This is a genomic window from Guptibacillus hwajinpoensis, from assembly GCF_020171785.1.
GTDB lineage: Bacteria > Bacillota > Bacilli > Bacillales > Guptibacillaceae > Guptibacillus > Guptibacillus sedimenti.
On the sequence record NZ_JAIVAE010000002.1, the window covers coordinates 402997 to 419152 of the forward strand.

General features: G+C 43.4%; 13 protein-coding genes. 12 read left to right on the forward strand and 1 reads right to left on the reverse strand.

Annotation, left to right across the window (positions count from 1 at the left end):
- Nucleotides 1-135 precede the first annotated feature (135 nt).
- The 9 genes from LCL91_RS02560 to LCL91_RS02600 are packed head-to-tail and all read left to right on the forward strand — an operon-like array spanning nucleotide 136 to nucleotide 10300.
- Complete coding sequence (locus LCL91_RS02560; protein WP_224879686.1) at nucleotides 136-1032, forward strand: aspartate carbamoyltransferase catalytic subunit; 897 nt, start codon at nucleotides 136-138, stop codon at nucleotides 1030-1032.
- Complete coding sequence (locus LCL91_RS02565) at nucleotides 1032-2312, forward strand: dihydroorotase (RefSeq protein ID WP_224879688.1); 1281 nt, start codon at nucleotides 1032-1034, stop codon at nucleotides 2310-2312. The genes LCL91_RS02560 and LCL91_RS02565 overlap by 1 nt, the downstream gene beginning before the upstream one ends.
- Nucleotides 2312-3400, forward strand: coding sequence for a carbamoyl phosphate synthase small subunit (locus tag LCL91_RS02570; protein ID WP_224879690.1), 1089 nt, complete (start codon nucleotides 2312-2314; stop codon nucleotides 3398-3400). The genes LCL91_RS02565 and LCL91_RS02570 overlap by 1 nt, the downstream gene beginning before the upstream one ends.
- Nucleotides 3393-6602, forward strand: coding sequence for a carbamoyl-phosphate synthase large subunit (gene carB, locus LCL91_RS02575; RefSeq protein ID WP_224879692.1), 3210 nt, complete (start codon nucleotides 3393-3395; stop codon nucleotides 6600-6602). Before LCL91_RS02570 ends, carB begins: the two co-directional genes overlap by 8 nt.
- Nucleotides 6599-7366, forward strand: a complete 768-nt coding sequence (locus tag LCL91_RS02580) for a dihydroorotate dehydrogenase electron transfer subunit (RefSeq protein ID WP_224879694.1) — start codon at nucleotides 6599-6601, stop codon at nucleotides 7364-7366. Before carB ends, LCL91_RS02580 begins: the two co-directional genes overlap by 4 nt.
- A complete protein-coding gene (locus tag LCL91_RS02585) occupies nucleotides 7363-8304 on the forward strand; it encodes a dihydroorotate dehydrogenase (RefSeq protein WP_224879696.1) in 942 nt (313 codons plus the stop codon). The genes LCL91_RS02580 and LCL91_RS02585 overlap by 4 nt, the downstream gene beginning before the upstream one ends.
- A complete protein-coding gene (gene pyrF, locus LCL91_RS02590) occupies nucleotides 8277-9002 on the forward strand; it encodes an orotidine-5'-phosphate decarboxylase (protein WP_224879698.1) in 726 nt (241 codons plus the stop codon). The genes LCL91_RS02585 and pyrF overlap by 28 nt, the downstream gene beginning before the upstream one ends.
- Entirely contained in the window at nucleotides 8986-9633 is a 648-nt protein-coding gene (gene pyrE, locus LCL91_RS02595) for an orotate phosphoribosyltransferase (protein ID WP_224879700.1), read from the forward strand. The genes pyrF and pyrE overlap by 17 nt, the downstream gene beginning before the upstream one ends.
- A 10-nt stretch (nucleotides 9634-9643) precedes the next feature.
- Complete coding sequence (locus LCL91_RS02600; RefSeq protein WP_224879702.1) at nucleotides 9644-10300, forward strand: class I SAM-dependent methyltransferase; 657 nt, start codon at nucleotides 9644-9646, stop codon at nucleotides 10298-10300.
- A 36-nt stretch (nucleotides 10301-10336) separates the two neighbouring features.
- On the opposite strand, the gene LCL91_RS02605 is transcribed toward LCL91_RS02600, so the two are convergent.
- Nucleotides 10337-12034 carry an Rqc2 family fibronectin-binding protein gene (locus LCL91_RS02605; protein ID WP_224879704.1) on the reverse strand — a complete coding sequence of 566 codons (1698 nt, stop codon included), beginning with the start codon at nucleotides 12032-12034 and terminating at the stop codon, nucleotides 10337-10339.
- A gap of 115 nt (nucleotides 12035-12149) precedes the next feature.
- Between LCL91_RS02605 and LCL91_RS02610 the strand changes: the two genes are divergently transcribed.
- From LCL91_RS02610 to remA, 3 genes are all read left to right on the forward strand, one after another.
- Nucleotides 12150-14834 carry a calcium-translocating P-type ATPase, SERCA-type gene (locus LCL91_RS02610; protein ID WP_224879706.1) on the forward strand — a complete coding sequence of 895 codons (2685 nt, stop codon included), beginning with the start codon at nucleotides 12150-12152 and terminating at the stop codon, nucleotides 14832-14834.
- A gap of 108 nt (nucleotides 14835-14942) precedes the next feature.
- The gene (locus LCL91_RS02615) at nucleotides 14943-15818 is read left to right on the forward strand and encodes a YicC/YloC family endoribonuclease (RefSeq protein ID WP_224879708.1); all 876 of its coding nucleotides are present in this window, start codon (nucleotides 14943-14945) and stop codon (nucleotides 15816-15818) included.
- 69 nt (nucleotides 15819-15887) lie between these two features.
- Nucleotides 15888-16148, forward strand: a complete 261-nt coding sequence (gene remA / locus LCL91_RS02620) for an extracellular matrix/biofilm regulator RemA (RefSeq protein WP_098443331.1) — start codon at nucleotides 15888-15890, stop codon at nucleotides 16146-16148.
- The last annotated feature ends 8 nt before the right edge of the window (nucleotides 16149-16156 follow it).

Genomic DNA, 16156 nt, shown 5'->3' on the forward strand with positions numbered 1-16156 from the left:
TTTAAAAAGGTACAGAGAGACCTAAAAGGGTGGGAAAGAGATGCGTTTCCTTAAACGCGTCTATCCTTCTGCACCCTGACAACGCTCAGGGTGCTTTTTTTTGAGAAAAAATATGAACGAAACGGAGTGAGTGATGTGAAGCATTTACTTGATATGACCTCTCTTACATTAGATGAAATTCATGAAATTTTACTACAGGCTGAGCGTTTCAAGAATGGAAAAAGTATTCAAAGACAGGAGCCAGTGTTTATCGCGAATCTTTTCTTTGAGCCCTCAACCAGAACACGGTTTAGCTTTGAGGTAGCTGAGAAGAAACTGGGCTATGAGGTACTAAATTTTGAAACATCATCATCAAGTGTTCAAAAAGGGGAGACGCTCTACGACACTATTAAAACCCTTGAATCTATAGGGGCGGGTGCTGTTGTCGTCAGGCACAAAGATGAGAAGTATTTCGAACCGCTACTTGAGAAAACGTCCATGTCCATCATTAATGCAGGCGACGGATGCGGGCATCACCCAACCCAATCGCTTCTAGATCTCCTAACGATTCGTCAAGAGTTCAAGCGATTTGAAGGTCTAAATGTTGTGATCGCTGGTGATATAAAGCACAGCCGGGTAGCAAGGTCTAATGCTAACGTGTTACGTAGGCTAGGCGCAAAAGTGAGTTTTTCAGGACCGCCTGAATGGCAAGATGACACATTGAATGAAATCCCATACCTCACAATGGATGAAGCGGTTGAACAGGCGGATGTGCTCATGCTACTGCGCATTCAAAATGAGCGTCATGACAGGAGAAGCGAGACAAATTCTTATCTTCAAACATATGGGCTTACAGTAGAACGAGAAAAACGCATGAAAAAACATAGCATTATCATGCATCCTGCGCCAGTCAATCGAGGCGTTGAAATTGATACATCATTAGTGGAATGTGAACGCTCAAGAATTTTTAAACAAATGGAAAACGGTGTTTATGTACGAATGGCCTGCTTGAACTTGGTCCTACAACCTACTAAGAAAGGAATGGTCGTGTAATGCTAATCCAAAATGCGAAACTACTTAACGAAGCTGGAGATTTGATCGAGCGGGATGTTCTTATCAATGAGGATGGACGAATTGAAAAAATCGAAAAAAAGTTTGAAGTTGAAGCGCACCAAACATTTGATGCAAAAGGGAATCTCTTAGCTCCAGGTCTCGTTGATCTTCACGTGCATCTAAGAGAACCTGGCGGCGAGCATAAAGAAACGATTGAGACTGGAACCAAAGCAGCAGCAAAAGGTGGATTTACAACAATTGCGGCCATGCCGAATACGAGGCCCGTGCCTGACAATGAAGAAACGATGCAAGCGTTAATGAATCGAATCAAAGAAACCGCAAGCGTTCGCGTGTTGCCATATGGAGCGATTACAACCAGACAGCTAGGCGAAGAGCTGACAAATTTTGAAGGGTTAAAAACAAACGGAGCATTCGCCTTAACAGACGATGGGGTTGGGGTTCAAAACGCTGGAATGATGCTAGAAGCAATGAAGCGTGCGGCAGCTAGTAACCTAGCAATTGTTGCCCACTGTGAAGAAAACACGTTGATCAACGGAGGAAGCGTTCATGAAGGTCATTTCTCAAAAGAGAATGGACTAAATGGTATTCCATCGGTTTGTGAAGCGGTACATATTGCAAGAGACGTTCTGCTCGCTGAAGCAGCAGGCGTTCATTATCATGTTTGCCACATTAGTACGAAGGAGTCCGTTCGTACCGTACGCGATGCGAAGCGGGCTGGCATTAACGTAACAGCTGAAGTAACACCACATCATCTCCTCTTATCAGAAGATGATATACCGGGACTTGATACGCATTACAAAATGAACCCGCCTCTTCGATCAAAAGAAGATCGAGATGCCCTCCTTGAAGGACTGCTCGACGGCACAATTGACTTTATTGCAACGGATCATGCCCCTCATTCAGAGGAAGAAAAAGCACAGTCAATGGAAAAAGCGCCATTCGGCATAGTAGGACTGGAAACGGCTTTTCCGCTGTTATACACCCATTTTGTTGAGAAAGGGACCTTTACACTTAAGCAACTTGTGGATTGGTTAACGGTGAAACCTGCGCGTGCATTTGGACTTGAATACGGCACTCTAGAAATAGGCGCATTAGCAGATATGACAATCATCGATTTAACAGAGCAAAAGGACATTAATCCAGAGTCATTTGTTTCGAAAGGGAAGAATACTCCATTTAATGGATGGACTTGTAAAGGATGGCCAACGGCAACAGTTGTAAATGGCAAAATCGTGTTTGAAAAGGGGAGCGATCAATGATGAAAAGACAGCTAATTCTAGAAGATGGATCCATTTTTGTAGGAAAAGCATTTGGTAGTGACATCGAAAAAAGCGGTGAAGTAGTTTTTAACACAGGAATGACGGGCTATCAGGAAATTTTATCAGATCCTTCTTACTGTGCTCAAATCGTCACGCTAACCTATCCGTTAATCGGAAACTACGGCATAAACCGAGATGATTTCGAATCAATAAACCCATCTGTACACGGTCTAATCGTTAAAGAAGCAACGGCTGTGCCAAGCTACTGGAGAAATGAAATGACGCTTGATGAACTGCTTCGTGTGAAGGGCATTCCCGGCCTAGAAGGAATTGATACAAGAAAGCTCACAAAGCTGATTCGTTCAAATGGTACGTTAAAAGGAAAAATGTGTAGCATGGATGTCGATCCAGAGAAAATTGCGCGTGATCTAAGAGATACGCCATTGAAAAGAGATCAAGTACAGCAGGTATCCATCAAAGCGCCTTATGCAAGTCCAGGTCGGGGATTCCGCATCGTTCTTGTCGATTTTGGGATGAAGCACGGCATCTTAAGAGAACTAACAAAACGGAAATGTGATGTGGTTGTTGTCCCATACAATACGTCAGCAGAAGAAATTCTTCGTCTCAATCCTGATGGGGTGATGCTTAGTAACGGCCCTGGAGATCCGAAAGACGTACCTGAGGCTGTAGAAATGATCAACGGAATTCTTGGTAAAATTCCACTCTTTGGCATCTGCCTGGGTCATCAGCTATTTGCTCTTGCATGTGGAGCTGATTCAGAAAAAATGAAGTTCGGACATAGAGGATCCAATCACCCCGTGATGGATTTAACAACAAAACGTGTCGCCATTACTTCGCAAAATCATGGCTACACGATTGCACCTGAAACGCTAGAGAATACGGAGTTAGTGGTCACACATGTTGCAGTAAACGATGGTTCAATTGAAGGTGTGAAACATAAGGAATATGCCGCTTTCAGTGTGCAGTATCATCCAGAAGCATCACCTGGCCCTGAAGATTCCAATGAACTTTTTGACGACTTTATCGCGATGATTACAACATTCAAGGGGGAAAAAACATATGCCTAAACGTACAGATATCCAAAAAATCCTTGTGATCGGATCCGGACCGATTGTGATCGGGCAAGCAGCAGAATTTGACTACGCAGGAACGCAGGCGTGTCAGGCGTTAAAAGAAGAGGGTTATGAAGTGATTCTCGTAAACTCAAATCCTGCAACAATTATGACGGATACCACAATCGCGGATGAAGTATACATCGAGCCACTTACGCTTGATTTTGTTAGTCGCATCATTCGAAAAGAACGACCAGATGCTCTTCTTGCGACACTTGGAGGACAAACTGGACTGAATATGGCAATGGAATTATCAGAAGCTGGCGTTTTAAAAGACTATGAAGTAGAACTGTTAGGTACGAAACTTGATGCGATTCAGCAGGCAGAGGATCGTGATTTGTTTCGTACGCTCATGAATGAGCTAAACGAGCCAGTACCGGAAAGTGATATTATTCATAATCTCGAAGAAGCCTATCGATTTGTGAAACGAATAGGCTACCCGGTAATCGTTCGCCCTGCCTATACGCTCGGAGGAACAGGCGGCGGAATTGTAAACAATGATGAAGAGCTAGAAGAAATTGTATCAAGTGGACTGAAATACAGCCCTGTGACCCAATGTCTACTCGAGAAAAGCATTGCTGGATTCAAAGAAGTGGAATATGAAGTGATGCGTGACGGTCAGGATCAGGCGATCGTCGTTTGTAACATGGAAAACATCGACCCAGTTGGGATTCACACAGGTGACTCCATCGTTGTGGCACCGAGTCAAACGCTATCAGATCGCGACTATCAAATGCTACGAAACGTCGCGTTAAAAGTCATTCGCGCCTTGAAAATTGAGGGAGGCTGTAACATTCAGCTTGCGCTTGACCCATATAGCTTCCAATACTACATCATTGAAGTAAATCCAAGGGTTAGCCGTTCCTCCGCACTTGCATCGAAAGCAACGGGCTATCCCATTGCCAAGCTTGCAGCGAAAATTGCAGTAGGACTGTCTCTAGCGGAAATGAAAAACCCGGTTACAGGAAAAACGTATGCTAGCTTCGAACCGGCTTTAGACTATGTCGTATCTAAGATTCCAAGATGGCCATTTGATAAATTTGAAAGTGCCAATCGTAAACTAGGAACGCAAATGAAGGCAACGGGTGAAGTGATGGCGATCGGCCGTACGCTAGAAGAGTCACTGTTAAAAGCAGTGCGTTCACTTGAGTCAAATGTTAGTCATTTATCCATTCCAGAGTTAGTGGATCTTGATGACGAAACGCTAGAGAAACGAATTCGCTTCGCAGATGATGAGCGCATCTTCGTTGTAGCGGAAGCATTTAGAAGAGGAAAGACAATGAAACAAATTCATGACTGGAGCATGATTGATCATTATTTCCTCGTAAAGATCCAAGGAATGATTGAGCTTGAAAACAAGCTAAAAGAAAATAAAGGGAATCTTGATCTTTTACTTGAAGCAAAACAAAAAGGGTTCTCAGATGACATCATAGCAACCCTCTGGGATCAAACAGAACTTGAAATTTATAAACTCAGAACAAAAGAATCCATTCGCCCTGTCTATAAAATGGTTGATACCTGTGCAGGTGAATTTGAATCGGAGACCCCTTATTACTATTCAACGTATGAGGAAGAAAATGAGTCGCTAGAAACGCCGAAAGAGAGTGTGCTTGTACTTGGTTCAGGACCAATTCGAATCGGGCAAGGAATTGAGTTTGACTACGCAACCGTGCACAGCGTTTGGGCCATTCGTGAAGCGGGATATGAAGCCATTATTATTAATAATAATCCAGAAACGGTTTCAACGGATTTCAGTATTTCAGATAAGCTATACTTTGAACCATTAACAGTGGAAGATGTGATGCACGTTATCGATCTTGAAAAGCCTAAAGGCGTAGTCGTTCAGTTCGGAGGACAGACGGCAATTAATCTCGCAGACGAACTAGCAGCTCGTGGAGTGAAAATTCTTGGAACATCTTTAGAAGATATGGATCGCGCTGAGAACCGAGATAAATTTGAAATGGCGATGGCTGAGCTGAACATCCCGCAACCAGAAGGAAAGACAGCAACATCCGTTGATCAAGCCGTCACGATCGCTGAGCGAATTGGCTATCCAGTCCTTGTTCGCCCATCCTATGTACTCGGCGGAAGAGCGATGGAAATTGTGTATAAGGAAAGCGAACTGCTTCATTACATGGAAAATGCGGTAAAAGTGAATCCGCAGCATCCTGTCTTAATCGATCGCTATTTGATGGGGAAAGAGATCGAAGTTGATGCGATCTCTGACGGAGATACCGTGTTTATTCCAGGGATTATGGAACACATCGAACGAGCAGGAATTCACTCAGGGGATTCGATTGCGGTGTATCCTCCACAGAGCTTATCAAGTGAAGTAAAACAGACGCTTATTGACCAAACGATCACGCTTGCGAGAGGTTTGAAAATCAAAGGTCTTCTAAATATCCAATATGTTATTCAGAACGACCAGGTTTATGTGCTCGAAGTAAATCCGCGTTCAAGTCGCACCGTCCCATTCCTAAGTAAGATCACAGGGGTACCAATGGCGAATCTCGCAACGAAAGTCATTTTAGGAGCATCCCTTACTTCTCTAGGTTATGAAACGGGGTATGGAACGGAACGAGATGATGTGTATGTAAAAGTACCGGTCTTCTCTTTTGCGAAACTGCGTCGCGTGGATATTATGCTTGGGCCAGAAATGAAGTCAACCGGTGAGGTAATGGGTCGCGATTATACGCTTGAGAAAGCTCTTTATAAAGGGCTTGTTGCTTCGGGGATGAAGATTCCTACGCATGGATCAGTCTTGTTCACGATCGCTGATAAAGATAAAGAAGAAGCAATCGATCTTGTAAAACGGTTCAATGCAATCGGCTACCACATTCTTGCGACAGAAGGAACAGCTGACATTATTCGAGAACTCGGAATTCCTGTAACAGTGGTGAATAAAATTGGAGCTGAAAAACCGAATTTGTTACACGTCATTCGTGAAGGACAGGCGCAATTTGTCATCAATACGCTTACAAGAGGAAAGCAGCCAGCTCGTGACGGCTTCCGCATCCGACGCGAGTCAGTCGAAAATGGTGTCGTATGTTTCACATCACTTGATACAGCAAAAGCGTTGCTACGGGTTATTGAAACGATGACGTTTACGAGCACAAGCATGCCGAAGTTTCACGAAAAAGAAGTGGTTCGTTCATGAAGCAGTTAAAAACCGAGCTTGTTTCTCAAAAAGAAATAGCAGCTTCGATTTATGAAGCAGTCGTTTTTCATAAGGAGATCGATGAAAGCTTTCAACCTGGACAATTTGTTCATGTGAAAACGGGATTCGGATCCGATCCTTTGTTAAGACGCCCGATCAGTATTTGTCATGTCGAGCCTAGCAAGCATGAATTAACAATGATCTATCGTGCAGAAGGAAAAGGAACAAAAGTATTAGCCGAGATGGTACCAGGGGTCGAAGTTGACCTCCTTGGACCACTCGGAAATGGTTTTCCAGTTGAGAAGACAATGGAGGGCGAAACAGCTCTACTTGTGGGGGGCGGCATCGGCGTCCCCCCCCTCTATTACCTTTCACAGGAACTAACGAAGCGTGGGGTAAACGTAAAGCATGTACACGGTTTTCAAACAAGTTCAGTCGTTTTCTATGAAGAAAAATTCAAAGCATATGGCCCTGTCACGATCACAACGGCAGATGGCACATATGGGGAAGAAGGATTTGTAACAAACCAGCTTGACATGAACGCTGACTACCTTTTTGCCTGCGGACCATCGCCTATGTTAAAAGCACTCGAAAATTACCAAGCTAAAAAAGGTGTTTACCTCTCACTTGAACAGCGAATGGGATGTGGGATTGGTGCATGTCTCGCATGTGTTTGTCACGTACAGGGAGACGAAACAGGCTTTGCTTATCGTAAAGTGTGCAGTGATGGGCCAGTATTTCAAGCGGGGGAGGTTGTTCTATGAGCCGATTACGAGTAGAGCTTCCGGGCTTAGATCTAAAAAATCCGATCATGCCAGCATCAGGCTGCTTTGGATTTGGGAGAGAATATAGTCAGTTTTATAGCCTGGATCAGCTTGGAGCGATTATGGTGAAGGCGACAACGCATGAGCCGCGCTTCGGTAATCCAACCCCTCGCGTCGCAGAAACAACATCAGGGATGTTAAATGCGATTGGTCTCCAAAACCCTGGACTTGAACGTGTGATGGTAGAGGAGTTACCTTGGTTGTCAAAATTTGATGTGCCAATTATTGCAAATGTTGCTGGATCGACGATAGAAGACTACGTTACGGTGGCGGAGGAAATTTCAACGGCCGAGAACGTACATGCGCTTGAATTGAATATTTCTTGCCCAAATGTGAAAGAAGGTGGTTTAGCATTTGGAACGGTTCCCGAAACAGCCTATGAGGTCACGAAAGCAGTGAAAGAGGTTTCATCGGTTCCTGTTTACGTCAAACTCTCGCCAAACGTAACAGATATTGTGCAGATGGCAAAAGTCGTTGAGCGTGCGGGCGCTGATGGGTTAACAATGATTAATACGCTTCTTGGTATGCGAATCGACTTAAAAACAGGGAAGCCAATTCTTGCTAATGGAGCGGGAGGATTATCCGGTCCAGCAATTAAACCTGTGGCAATTCGGATGATTCATCAAGTGAGTCAGCAGGTAAACATTCCGATTATTGGAATGGGTGGGGTACAATCGGCGGAGGATGTAATTGAATATTTTCTCGCAGGAGCGAGCGCTGTTGCGGTAGGTACGGCAAACTTCGTGGATCCATTCACTTGTCCTACTATTATTGATGCGTTACCTGCTTTGCTGGATGAATTAGGTGTTCACCATATTTCTGAGCTGACAGGAAGGAGCTGGAAAACGGAATGGAATCTTCAATCATCCTCGCACTAGATTTTTCGGACAAGGAAGAGTTGAATGAATTTCTTAAGCAATTTGAAGGGGAGAAGCTTTTTGTAAAAGTGGGAATGGAAGCATTTTATCATTACGGGCCCAAGCTTGTAGATGAATTAAAACAGAGAGGTCATCATGTTTTCCTCGATTTAAAACTGCATGATATACCAAATACAGTAAATAAAGCGATGAAGGGCCTTGCTGGTCTAGGTGTTGACTTAATTAACGTACATGCGAGCGGAGGATCTCGGATGATGCAGTCGGCAGTTGAAGGGCTAGAAGCAGGTACTCGCGGTGGCCAAAAACGACCTTTGTGTATCGGTGTCACCCAATTAACGAGTACTTCAGAAGAGATGCTTCGAAGCGAATTGCAAATTGCAACAGATATGAAAAAGAGTGTGGTGTCTCTTGCAGAACTTGCAAAACGAAGTGGACTTGATGGGGTCGTTAGTTCAGCTCTTGAAGTTCCGATGATCAAAGAAGCGTGCGGAGAATCGTTCTTAACGGTAACACCAGGGATTCGATTAGAAGGCGATATGGCCGGAGATCAAAACCGCGTCTGCTCTCCTAAGAAAGCACGGTCTCTAGGAAGTGATTTTATTGTGGTCGGACGTAGCATCACAGGAGCGAAAAACCCATTAGCGGCATACGACATCTTAAAATCAGAGTGGAGGAATATAAATGAAGTCAATCGCTAAAGCACTTTTAGAAATTGAAGCCGTCAGCCTTCAACCAAATAACCCTTTTACGTGGTCATCAGGTTTATTATCACCGATTTACTGTGATAATCGTTTAACCCTCTCTTATCCAAAGGTAAGAAAGGAAATTGCGCGTGGGCTAGCCGCTATGGTGAAAGAAAAATACGCTGATGCAGAAGTGATTGCCGGAACAGCAACCGCTGGTATTCCTCACGCTGCCTGGGTAAGCGACCTTCTCGATCTTCCGATGGTATATGTTCGGGGAAGTGCAAAAGGCCATGGAAAAGGAAATGTGATTGAAGGAAAAGTAGAGGAAGGACAAAAGGTTGTTGTAATTGAAGATTTGGTTTCAACAGGAGGCAGTGCGATCGAGGCTGTGAAACAATTAGAAGCTGCTGGCGCTAACGTGCTCGGTGTTGCCGCCATCTTTACATATGGAATGAAAAAGGGAGCAGAGCAGTTCGCGAGCGCGGAAATTGCCTGGGATACGCTTACGAATTTCGATGAATTATTAACATGTGCCGTAGAAACAGGTATGATTGAAGAAAGAGAGGTTCAATCACTGCTTCACTGGCGCGACAATCCATCCTCAAAAGAATGGTTGGAGCAGTTGAAAGATCTCTCCGTTTAGGAGGGGTAAGATGAGAAAAATGCAGGGAGAAGAGTTCGATTCACTCGTATCCTTTTTTGATGATATGGCACGAACCAAATGGCTTGGGGCCGTTCATGATGAATTAAAGCAAGCTTCCGGTTCATGGGAAGAAAAATCCGTTCTCGATGTAGGGTGTGGAACAGGGAGACTTCTTCTTCGTGGTGTTGAGGAAGCGAGCATGCTGACAGGTGTGGATCTATCTTCTGAAATGGTAAAGGCAAGCAAACAGAATTTCTTCTTTTTGAATCGATCGAATAAAAGTCACTTTTCAGAAGGTGACGCATGCAACCTGGTGTTTGAGGATGACTCGTTTGATTTGTCTCTATCAACGTGCGTCATGTTTCTTTTACCTGAGCCTGAAGCAGGCATGAAAGAGATGATTCGTGTAACAAAAGAAGGCGGGAAGGTTGTGATGTTAAATCCGTCTTTACAAATGGACCAAATGGCAGCTTTCTCATATGCAAAAAAGCATAATATGAGCGGTTTTGAACAAACTTCTTTGCTAAAATGGTCGAATGTATCAACAAAAAGGCACCGCTACTCACCAGATCAGTTAAGTGAAAAGCTTAAAGGTTTAGGTGCGAAGGAAACAAAACATGTTGAAGTGCTGGATGGTTTGGCCATTATTACAGTAGCATCGCTATAAAAAAGGTTCCCGCTACATTTAGCGGGAACCTTTTCATTACTTCTTCATCCTAAAAACAAGATCCTGGTCAGGTGTTACATATAACGTATTTTGCTGATCATATGTTACAAACCCGGGTTTAGCCCCATTTGGTTTTTTAACGTGACGCACTTCCGTGTAATCAACTGGAACAGAGCCAGACTCACGAGCTTTACTGAAGTAGGCAGCGAGATTAGCTGCTTCAAGTAGCGTCTCCTCTGTATATTCCTTATTTCGAATGACAACGTGTGATCCAGGAATATCTTTCGTATGGAGCCACGTTTCGCTTCGAGCGGCCAACTTATTCGTTAAATACTCATTTTGTTTATTATTCTTCCCAACCAGAATTTCTGTACCGTCAGAAGAAAGGTAAACATCAAGCTGAGGTTTGGTTGGCTTTGATTTTTTCTTTTTGCGTCGCTTTTTAATGTACCCTTCTTCTTCAAGCTCTTCCCGAATTTCCTCGATATCTCGAGGTGAAGCGGAAGTTAATTGCTGAATGAGCTGTTCAAGGTAAGCAATTTCTTGATGAGCCATCGTAATCTGCTCTTCAAGAACGGAAATAGAATTTTTTGCTTTACTGTAGCGCTTGAAATAAGCTTGCGCATTCTCAGACGGCGTTTTTTGTGGATTCAGCTCGATCTGAACTGTTCCACCATCTTCATCATAATAGTTTTGAACTTCTACTTGCTTATCGCCTCGTTTTACTACATGCATATTTGCGGTTAACAGCTCGCCAAGCAGTTGGTATGTGTCAGCTTCCTGGGCTTGTTCAATTGTACGTGATAACTTCTTAATTTTTTTCTCGTTTTTCTTTAATTCATTCGATAGAAAACGCTCCAGATCATTTGACTGCTGTTTCACGCGATCACGATCGGCTTTTCCGTAATAGAAACGGTCGAGCAGTTCACTAGCGGAGTCAAAAGCTCTTTTCTCACCAGCTAAGTGGGTAAGCTCAACGACTGAAAAGAATTCTTTTGAACTTGTCACCATTTGCGGCGCATAGTCGTGTTGCTCTAGTTTTTGAAAAACATCGAAGAAAGCTTCAGGAAGCGTTGAGCGATTTGCAAGGCCAGCTCGATGAATCACTTCACTTGCGATGAGAGGTGAAAGTCCACCAAAAGCTTGCACGAGCTGCTGGCTCAATTTCCCTGCGTTAAAATCGATTTGTCTTAGAAAATCATCTCTTGTTAATCCAAACGGCGAAACTTTATTTTGCGCAGGGGGAGCGATATAATCCTGCCCTGGGAGTACCGTTCGATGTCTGTTTACAGACGGAGAAAGGTGCTTAATACTATCTAAAATCATGTTCGATTCATTTAATAGAATCACGTTACTATGGCGTCCCATTATTTCAGCAACTAATGTTCTTGTCGTTAAATCGCCAAGGTCATTTCGAGCTTTAAACGTAACGTGGATGATTCGCTCATTTTCAATTTGTTTAATATCTTCCACAATACTACCTTCTAAGTGCTTACGTAGCAGCATGCAGAACATTGGTGGTTCTTTTGGATTCGCATAAGATTCCTGCGTAATTTGAATTCTTGCATAAGATGGGTTAGCTGATAAAAGCAACTGATGGTTTTTTCCACCAGAACGAATCACAAGTAATAAATCAGTTGCATAGGGCTGATAGATTTTTGTTACGCGCCCACCTTTTAATTGTTCGTTCGTTTCATGTGCAACGGCTCTCATTACCATACCGTCAAAAGACATATCGTTCACCTACATTCCTATCACTAGACATTATTCTTAGTATAGCATTTTTTTGAGCTTGTCTGAATATAGTTGAATTATTAGCGACATTACGTGCAGGATCGGGGTGTAGATCATGAACTGGTATAACATGACAAAAGGAGAAGTTGTTGAGGAATTGGAGACAAGCGAGGGGGGAATTAGTTCCGATGAAGTAGAGAGAAGAAGAAAAGTTTTTGGTCTAAATCAATTAGATGAAGCAGAACGACCATCGATGATCTTAATGTTTTTAGCCCAATTCAAAGACTTTATGGTCGTCGTCCTCCTGGCGGCTACGCTTATATCCGGATTACTTGGAGAATATCTTGATGCGATCGCCATTATCCTAATCATCCTAATGAACGGGATTCTTGGCTTTGTACAAGAACGAAAAGCAGAAAAATCCCTCCAGGCATTAAAACAGTTATCATCACCAAAGATGAAGGTCCTTCGTGATGGTGATTGGACGACCATCCCTGCATTAGAAGCCGTTGTAGGGGATATTGTTCGAGTTGAAAGCGGAGACCGGATTGGGGCTGATTTACGCCTTTTAACTTGTCAGGGGTTACAAATTGAAGAATCAGCGCTTACCGGAGAATCATTACCTGTAAACAAGCACCCAGAGGCGATACGAGATGAACAACCTGGTCCTGGTGATCAGCAAAACATGGGTTTTATGGGGACACTTGTAACGAAAGGAAAAGGTGTTGGGGTTGTGACAGCAACTGGGATGAAAACAGAGATGGGAAAAATCGCTCATCTCATTCAATCCGCTGATACAATGGAAACACCTCTTCAAAATCGATTAGAACAGTTAGGTAAAGTGCTAATAGCTGCAGCTCTTCTGTTAACGGCACTAGTTGTCGTGCTTGGGATTATTCAGGGACGAGATGTTTATAGTATGTTCTTAGCTGGAGTATCCCTTGCAGTCGCGGCCATTCCTGAAGGATTGCCGGCAATCGTTACGATTGCCCTTGCGATTGGCATGCAAAAAATGAGTAAACGAAAAGCCATTGTTCGAAAGCTCCCCTCTGTCGAAACACTCGGATGTGCGACCGTTATTTGTTCAGATAAGACCGGAACACTCACGCAAAATAAAATGATGGTTACAAAGCTTTGGGCAGGCGGAGAGACGTGGGATGTTACCGGGTCTGGCTATTCTCCTTATGGCGACTTCTTTAAAGGCAATACGCGCGTTTATTCTGATGAGGAACGTTCGCTGAAGCAGCTGCTTACTTTTGGGTTGCTTTGTAGCAATGCGAGGGTGATGGAAAAAAGCGGCGAATACGTTCTTGACGGTGATCCAACGGAAGGGGCACTCGTTGCCGCAGCAATGAAGGCAGGATTAACAGTAGATGTGAGGGAAGAGGAATTTACAATCATTCAGGAATTTCCATTTGACTCCAACCGAAAAATGATGAGCATAGTAGTTGAAGATTCAGTTGGAAAACGGTACGTGATCGCAAAAGGTGCACCGGATATTGTTCTTAAGCAGTGTGAATCGGTGTTATGGAGTGAGAAAAAAGCGCCGCTTCGCAAAAGCTATGAAAGAGAAATTCAGGAGCAGTTAAATGCGTTTGGTGAATTGGCTCTAAGAACGATCGCCGTCGCTTTTAAACCGATCCAAAATGAAGACAATATGCTTCATAGCGTACAAGCCGAATCTCGCTTAACCTTTGTTGGCTTAGAGGGAATGATTGATCCGCCACGTGAAGAAGTGAAGCAGGCTGTAGCTGATTGCAAAACCGCCGGGATTAAAACGATTATGATTACTGGTGATCATGTGACAACAGCTAAAGCAATTGCCCTTAATTTAGGAATTTTACCTGAGCGTGGCAAAGTTATGGAAGGAAGTAAGCTCTCTTCTCTGAGCGTAGAGGAACTAGAAAATCAAGTAGAAGACATTTACGTGTTTGCACGTGTATCACCGGAACACAAATTAAAAATTGTGAAAGCTCTTCAAAATAAAGGTCACATCGTTGCGATGACAGGAGATGGGGTGAATGATGCCCCAGCGATTAAAGCTTCCAATATCGGTATTTCAATGGGAGTGACAGGGACAGACGTAGCAAAAGAATCATCATCGCTCATATTAAGCGACGACAATTTCACAACAATTAGAGCGGCGGTAGAGGAAGGACGAAATATCTATGAAAATATTCGAAAATTCATCCGCTATATGCTAGCCTCAAACGTTGGCGAAATTCTTGTTATGCTTTTTGCGATATTACTGATGCTGCCACTTCCGCTCGTACCGATTCAAATTCTTTGGGTCAATCTCGTGACGGATGGACTGCCAGCAATGGCGCTTGGACTTGACCCTGCAGAGGGGAATGTGATGAGGCGAGATCCCCGTAAGCCAAAAGAAGGCGTTTTTGCTAGAGGATTAGGATGGAAAATCATTTCTCGGGGTATCATGATAGGAGCCTGTACACTTGCTGCCTTTATGATTTGCTATAGTGAAAACCCGAATGATTTAGTTCAGGCACAAACTGTTGCATTCTCAACACTCGTGCTCGCTCAATTGATTCATGTGTTTGACTGTCGTAGTGAACGATCGATCTTTCATCGTAACCCTTTTGAGAATAAAGCCCTTGTCCTTGCGGTGCTCTCTTCGGTTGGATTACTGCTCGCAGTCATCTATTATGAACCTCTTCAACCGATTTTCCACACTACTTATTTATCGATGAGAGAATGGATGCTTATATTAGTCTTTTCTAGTATTCCAACGTTCCTATTAGCAGGTACAACCTTTTTTAAAAGACAACGCCGCAGAGGGTAAAGACCCTCTGTTTTTTCTATTCAAGATTCATAATAAGAAAGAGATATCCCTTTGTTTCAGTTTGATGAAGTGGTACAATTGGTTAGAATAGCTATTGGATGTGATAATATGGTTAAGAGTATGACCGGATTTGGGAGAGCATCGCATGAGGAAGAAGATGTTCAAATAACGGTAGAAATAAAATCCGTTAACCATCGTTACTTCGATGGTACATTTCGCATGCCAAAAGCGCTCCTTCATCTCGAAGGTAGAATGAAGAAGGCCATTCAGCGCACGATTGCGCGCGGGAAAGTGGAGCTTTATTTAACCATTGATGGAGCTGGGTTTCGATCATCGGACGTAAAGGTGGATTGGAATCTGCTTGACCAATACATAACGATTTTAAAACAAGCCTCCGAACGATACGATTTGCGAGAAGATTTGTCTGCCTCTAAGCTTTTAAATATGGATGTCTATCAAGTGACTGAGAAAGAACAAAATATCAATCAGCTAGAGGATGCAATTTTTGCTACGATGAATGTAGCGGTCGCTCGACTTGTTGAAATGCGAGAAATTGAAGGGGAAGCCCTTGAGCAAGATATAAGGACAAAGCTTCAAGAAGTGACAGAAGTCTTATCTTCCATCTCAATGCTATCAAGTGAAGTAACATCTTCATTTGAAGCTCGAATACGCACGAAACTTGAAGGTTTTAAAGAACTTGAAGCAATCGATGAGGCGCGTATTCTAACGGAAGTGGCCTATCTTGCAGATAAAGCGAGTATCGATGAAGAAATCACGCGGCTCCGTAGTCACCTAGCCCAATTCCATGATATTCTTAGTAATGATGGTGTCGTAGGAAGGAAACTTGATTTCTTAGTGCAGGAAATGAATAGGGAGCTGAATACGATCGGTTCCAAGTCTCAACACCATAAGATCAGCCAACATGTGATTGATCTTAAGAGCGAAGTGGAAAAGGTTCGTGAGCAGGTTCAAAATATTGAATAGCCTTAGCGCTTTGTTTAAAATCACCCTACTGGTGTAAAAATAGAATCGTGATTCCTGGGAGGAACGACCATGAGTATTAAATTAATCAATATCGGATTCGGTAACATAGTGAATGCGAATCGAATTGTTTCAATTGTTAGTCCAGAGTCGGCACCAATCAAACGAATTATCACTGTTGCAAGGGACCGCAATATGCTTGTTGACGCAACATATGGAAGAAGAACGCGTGCCGTTATTATTTCTGATAGCGACCATGTTATTCTTTCGGCAGTCCAGCCTGAAACAGTCGCGCAGCGTCTCGGGAACAAAGACGAGCTTTCAGACGAGTAGCATCTATA

Excerpts from the sequence above, each read along its gene's own strand:
- LCL91_RS02565 (WP_224879688.1), top strand. The coding sequence starts at position 1,032 with ATGCTAATCCAAAATGCGAAACTACTTAACGAAGCTGGAGATTTGATC.
- LCL91_RS02570 (WP_224879690.1), top strand. The coding sequence starts at position 2,312 with ATGAAAAGACAGCTAATTCTAGAAGATGGATCCATTTTTGTAGGAAAA.
- carB (WP_224879692.1), top strand. The coding sequence starts at position 3,393 with ATGCCTAAACGTACAGATATCCAAAAAATCCTTGTGATCGGATCCGGA.
- LCL91_RS02580 (WP_224879694.1), top strand. The coding sequence starts at position 6,599 with ATGAAGCAGTTAAAAACCGAGCTTGTTTCTCAAAAAGAAATAGCAGCT.
- LCL91_RS02585 (WP_224879696.1), top strand. The coding sequence starts at position 7,363 with ATGAGCCGATTACGAGTAGAGCTTCCGGGCTTAGATCTAAAAAATCCG.
- pyrF (WP_224879698.1), top strand. The coding sequence starts at position 8,277 with ATGGAATCTTCAATCATCCTCGCACTAGATTTTTCGGACAAGGAAGAG.
- pyrE (WP_224879700.1), top strand. The coding sequence starts at position 8,986 with ATGAAGTCAATCGCTAAAGCACTTTTAGAAATTGAAGCCGTCAGCCTT.
- LCL91_RS02600 (WP_224879702.1), top strand. The coding sequence starts at position 9,644 with ATGAGAAAAATGCAGGGAGAAGAGTTCGATTCACTCGTATCCTTTTTT.
- LCL91_RS02605 (WP_224879704.1), bottom strand. The coding sequence starts at position 12,034 with ATGTCTTTTGACGGTATGGTAATGAGAGCCGTTGCACATGAAACGAAC.
- LCL91_RS02610 (WP_224879706.1), top strand. The coding sequence starts at position 12,150 with ATGAACTGGTATAACATGACAAAAGGAGAAGTTGTTGAGGAATTGGAG.
- LCL91_RS02615 (WP_224879708.1), top strand. The coding sequence starts at position 14,943 with ATGGTTAAGAGTATGACCGGATTTGGGAGAGCATCGCATGAGGAAGAA.
- remA (WP_098443331.1), top strand. The coding sequence starts at position 15,888 with ATGAGTATTAAATTAATCAATATCGGATTCGGTAACATAGTGAATGCG.